This is a genomic window from uncultured Christiangramia sp., from assembly GCF_913046405.1.
GTDB lineage: Bacteria > Bacteroidota > Bacteroidia > Flavobacteriales > Flavobacteriaceae > Christiangramia > Christiangramia marina.
In genome coordinates, this window is the sequence record NZ_CAJWRQ010000151.1 from 1 (window position 1) to 4,429 (window position 4,429).

4 protein-coding genes are annotated in these 4,429 nt (G+C 40.4%); 3 read left to right on the top strand and 1 reads right to left on the bottom strand.

Going from position 1 to position 4,429, the window contains the following annotated elements:
• Nucleotides 1-488 (bottom strand): DinB family protein (locus QZ620_RS13530; protein WP_295182634.1); only part of this gene is annotated, 488 nt, incomplete at its 3' end.
• A 262-nt stretch (nt 489-750) separates the two neighbouring features.
• Here QZ620_RS13530 and QZ620_RS13535 point away from each other — a divergent pair.
• From QZ620_RS13535 to QZ620_RS13545, 3 genes are read left to right on the top strand one after another with little or no spacing between them, the layout of a single operon-like run.
• Entirely contained in the window at nt 751-1,467 is a 717-nt protein-coding gene (locus QZ620_RS13535) for a succinate dehydrogenase cytochrome b subunit (RefSeq protein WP_295182637.1), read from the top strand.
• Between the two features lie 3 nt (nt 1,468-1,470).
• The gene (locus QZ620_RS13540) at nt 1,471-3,474 is read left to right on the top strand and encodes a fumarate reductase/succinate dehydrogenase flavoprotein subunit (protein WP_295182640.1); all 2,004 of its coding nucleotides are present in this window, start codon (nt 1,471-1,473) and stop codon (nt 3,472-3,474) included.
• 59 nt (nt 3,475-3,533) lie between these two features.
• Nucleotides 3,534-4,277: a succinate dehydrogenase/fumarate reductase iron-sulfur subunit gene (locus QZ620_RS13545; RefSeq protein ID WP_141876557.1), complete on the top strand. Its 744-nt coding sequence runs from the start codon at nt 3,534-3,536 to the stop codon at nt 4,275-4,277.
• Nucleotides 4,278-4,429: the final 152 nt, after the last annotated feature.

Sequence of the window (4,429 nt, forward strand, 5' to 3'; positions counted from 1 at the left end):
GATTCGGTTTTATTTAACTGACTTTCTATCAAACCTATTTGTCCAAGATGATAAACATCATGCTGAAGAATTCCCAGAATAAGATATTCCATATCATATTCGCGACCGGTTACGGTAGCCGAGAGATAAGAATCATCAGGTTTTTCACGCAAAGCTTCATAAATACGGAATTGAGCCGATACAAGGTCTCTCTTTAATTCCTCCCATTCTTTTTTACTATGGATCTTGATTTCCGGCCAATCCATTTCAGAATCTATAGTGATATCAAAATCCTCATTATTTTTGAGCTTTTCGTACACAAATTTTTTCCAGCAAATTAGATGGGCAACAATTTCTGCCACGCTATGTGAATCTGGAACACAGGTTTTATAACCGATGATGTAGGGTACATTCTCCAGTTTCCGCATCAGGGATTGCCCAAACCATGGGTCTCCCTCAAATGTTTCGGATAGTTTCTGAATTATTTTCTCGGTTCTTTCTTTCACCATTTTTCACTGAAAAGTGAAATTACAAAATTTTGAAATGGAGCCTCAGTTAAGCTTTTGCTAAAACCTTCAGACTCATGCCAAAATCGAATTTAACAAACGTTGAAAATGAATTTCGGGAAGCCGCTGTATTTCAAAGATTCAACAAATTATAAAGTACTTTAAATTAAGTCTAAATAGACAGGAAAAAGACTTGGAAAGCTTGTTAAAAATTAGAATGAAGCGTATTTTTGTTGCACTTATATAAAAATAATTCTAAACATTTATGGCGAAATCTGCGCTTTTAAAGTCATCACTGGCAAAAAAATACTGGATGGCTTTCACCGGCCTTTTTCTGTGCCTGTTTTTAGTAGGTCACTTATTTGGAAATCTGCAACTTCTACTACCTGTTAGTGATATGGCAAAAGACCAGTTTAATGAATACGCGTTATTCATGACAACCAATCCTGCGGTTAAAGTGTTATCCTACGTAACGTACATTAGTATCATTTTTCATGCAATCGATGGATTGTTACTTACGATCCACAATCGTAAAGCACGACCACAGGGGTATGTAAACTTCAAACCATCTACCAACAGTAAATGGTCTTCGAGAAACATGGGAATCCTTGGAACGGTTATTCTTGCGTTCATTGTAATTCACATGACCATGTTCTGGGCAGAAATGAAGTTTGGAGGTCTTGATGATACTTATTACACCACGGCAAATGGCGAGGAAGTTAAAGATCTTTATACCCTGACGATCAAAACCTTTCAGGATGCACAATATGGTTTACTCTGGGCGATCGCCTATGCAGTAGCGATGCTGGCAATAGGTTTTCACCTGTCACACGGGTTCTCGAGTGGATTTCAATCACTTGGTGTTAATCATCCTAAGTACAATGGATTTATTAGAAAAACAGGTTATGCTTTTGCAGTTTTAGTACCGCTCGCATTCGCTGTTATTCCTTTTTACATTCACTTTGTACTAGAAAAAATTTAAGCTATGGGAATATTTGAATCAAATGCACCTAAAGGCCCATTGGCAGAAAAGTGGGTTAATCATAAAAACGATATCAATCTTGTAAACCCTGCGAACAAACGTAATATAGACGTGATCGTAGTAGGTACAGGACTGGCCGGGGGAAGTGCAGCGGCAACGCTTGCAGAACTTGGATATAACGTAAAAACATTCTGCTATCAGGATTCTCCACGTAGAGCTCACTCGATCGCAGCTCAGGGAGGTATCAATGCAGCAAAGAACTATCAGGGTGATGGTGACTCTGTTTACCGTCTTTTCTATGACACCATTAAAGGTGGAGATTACCGTTCGAGAGAATCCAATGTTTATCGTCTGGCAGAAGTATCTGGGAATATTATTGACCAGTGTGTGGCGCAGGGAGTTCCTTTCGCTCGTGAATACGGTGGACTTTTGGATAACCGTTCTTTTGGTGGAGTTCTTGTTTCAAGAACCTTTTATGCAAAAGGACAAACCGGGCAACAATTATTGCTTGGAGCCTATTCAGCAATGAACCGCCAGATCAACCGTGGAAAGATACAGACTTTCAACAGGCATGAAATGCTTGATGTGGTGAAAGTAGATGGAAAAGCTCGCGGAATCATTGCAAGGGATCTGGTTACTGGAAAACTTGAAAGACATTCAGCACACGCTGTGGTGATCGCCTCCGGAGGATATGGAAACGTATTCTTCCTTTCTACCAATGCGATGGGAAGTAATGTTACAGCTAGCTGGAAAATACATAAGAAAGGAGCGTATTTCGCAAATCCTTGCTTTACCCAAATTCACCCAACCTGTATTCCGGTTTCAGGAGATCACCAGTCAAAATTGACTTTGATGTCTGAATCACTTCGGAATGATGGTAGAATCTGGGTTCCGAAGAAAAAAGAAGATGCTGAAGCAATTCGTGCCGGAAAGAAAAAACCGACGGAGCTATCAGAAGAAGAAAGGGATTATTACCTGGAAAGAAGATATCCAGCCTTTGGTAACCTGGTGCCGCGTGATGTTGCATCAAGAGCTGCCAAGGAACGTTGTGATGCTGGTTTCGGGGTAAATAAAACTGGAGAAGCAGTTTATCTGGATTTTAGCTCTGCTATCATGAGATATGGTAAAGAGGAAGCTACAACCAGAAAACTGGATAATCCTTCAGATAATGATATTAAGAAATTAGGTAAGGAAGTTGTGGAAGCCAAATATGGTAACCTTTTCCAGATGTACGAGAAAATCGTAGATCAGAATCCTTACGAAACCCCAATGATGATCTATCCAGCGGTACATTATACCATGGGTGGTGTTTGGGTTGATTATAACCTACAAACTACGATTCCAGGATGTTTCGCGATCGGGGAAGCTAACTTCTCAGATCACGGGGCCAATAGACTGGGGGCTTCTGCATTGATGCAAGGTCTTGCAGATGGATATTTTGTTCTTCCTTATACTATTGGAAATACGCTTTCAGAAGATATTAGAACCGGAACGATCCCAACTGATACTCCTGAATTTGAAGCTGCTGAAAATGAAGTGAGAGCTCAGCTGGAAAAGCTAGTAAACACTAACGGAACCAAATCTGTAGACCACTTTCATAAGATCTTAGGAAAGATCATGTGGAATAAAGTGGGAATGGCAAGAAATGCTACCGGATTGAAGGAAGCAATTTCTGAAATTCAGGCATTGAGAGAAGAATTCTGGAAGGATGTTCGAGTACCAGGTACTGCGAACGAAATGAATGCAGAACTTGAAAAAGCAGGTCGTGTAGCAGATTTCCTTGAACTTGGAGAATTGTTCGCCAAGGATGCACTACACAGGGAAGAAAGCTGTGGAGGTCACTTTAGAGAAGAGCATCAAACTGAAGAAGGGGAAGCACTAAGAGATGACGAGAACTTTATGTATGTAGCCGCATGGGAATATACTGGGAAACCGGCCGATGCGATACTTCATAAGGAAGAACTTGATTACGAGGATATCGAAGTAAAAACAAGGAGTTATAAATAGATTTGAGATCTGGGATTCGTTTCGAACAATCTCATTTCTAATTATTCAATACTAAAAGTATGAACCTTACATTAAAAATATGGCGCCAGAAAAACGCCGAAACTAAAGGAAAAATGACCACATACCAGGTTACCGATATATCTGATGATATGTCTTTCCTGGAAATGATGGACGTCCTGAACGAGCAGTTGATCGCTAAAGGTGACGAGCCTGTAGCATTTGATCATGACTGTAGAGAAGGTATTTGTGGCTCATGTAACCTGCAGATCAATGGAGAACCTCACGGTCCAGATCGTGGAGTGACCACCTGCCAGTTGCACATGAGAAAATTCAAGGATGGTGATACTATTGTGATCGAACCATTTAGAGCTAAAGCATTTCCTGTAATCAAGGATTTGGTGGTAGACCGTACCTCTTTTGACAGAATTCAGCAGGCTGGTGGGTATATTTCTGTAAATACTTCAGGAAACACCCAGGATGCTAACTCTATTCCAGTAGATAAAGAAAGTGCAGATATGTCTTTTTATGCTGCTACCTGTATTGGTTGTGGAGCCTGTGTTGCCGCTTGTAAAAACGCGAGTGCCATGTTGTTTACTTCTGCAAAAGTAAGTCAGTTCTCACTATTACCTCAAGGTGAAGTTGAGGCGGACCGTAGAGTGCTGGCCATGGTAGAGCAAATGGACAAAGAAGGATTTGGTAACTGTACAAATACAGGTGCCTGTGAGATCGAATGTCCTAAGGGAATCTCCCTGGAGAACATCGCGAGAATGAATAGAGATTACCTGAAAGCATCGGTTAAGTAAACCTTTGTATCAACATAAATAGAGATCCCGGACTGTTTTAGTTCGGGATTTTTTATACCTTAAAATCAGTAATTGAAATAAAGTCTATGAAGTTGGAATCCAAATTACCCGGAAGCAAAACCAGTATTTTTTCTGTGATGAGTAAAATGGCG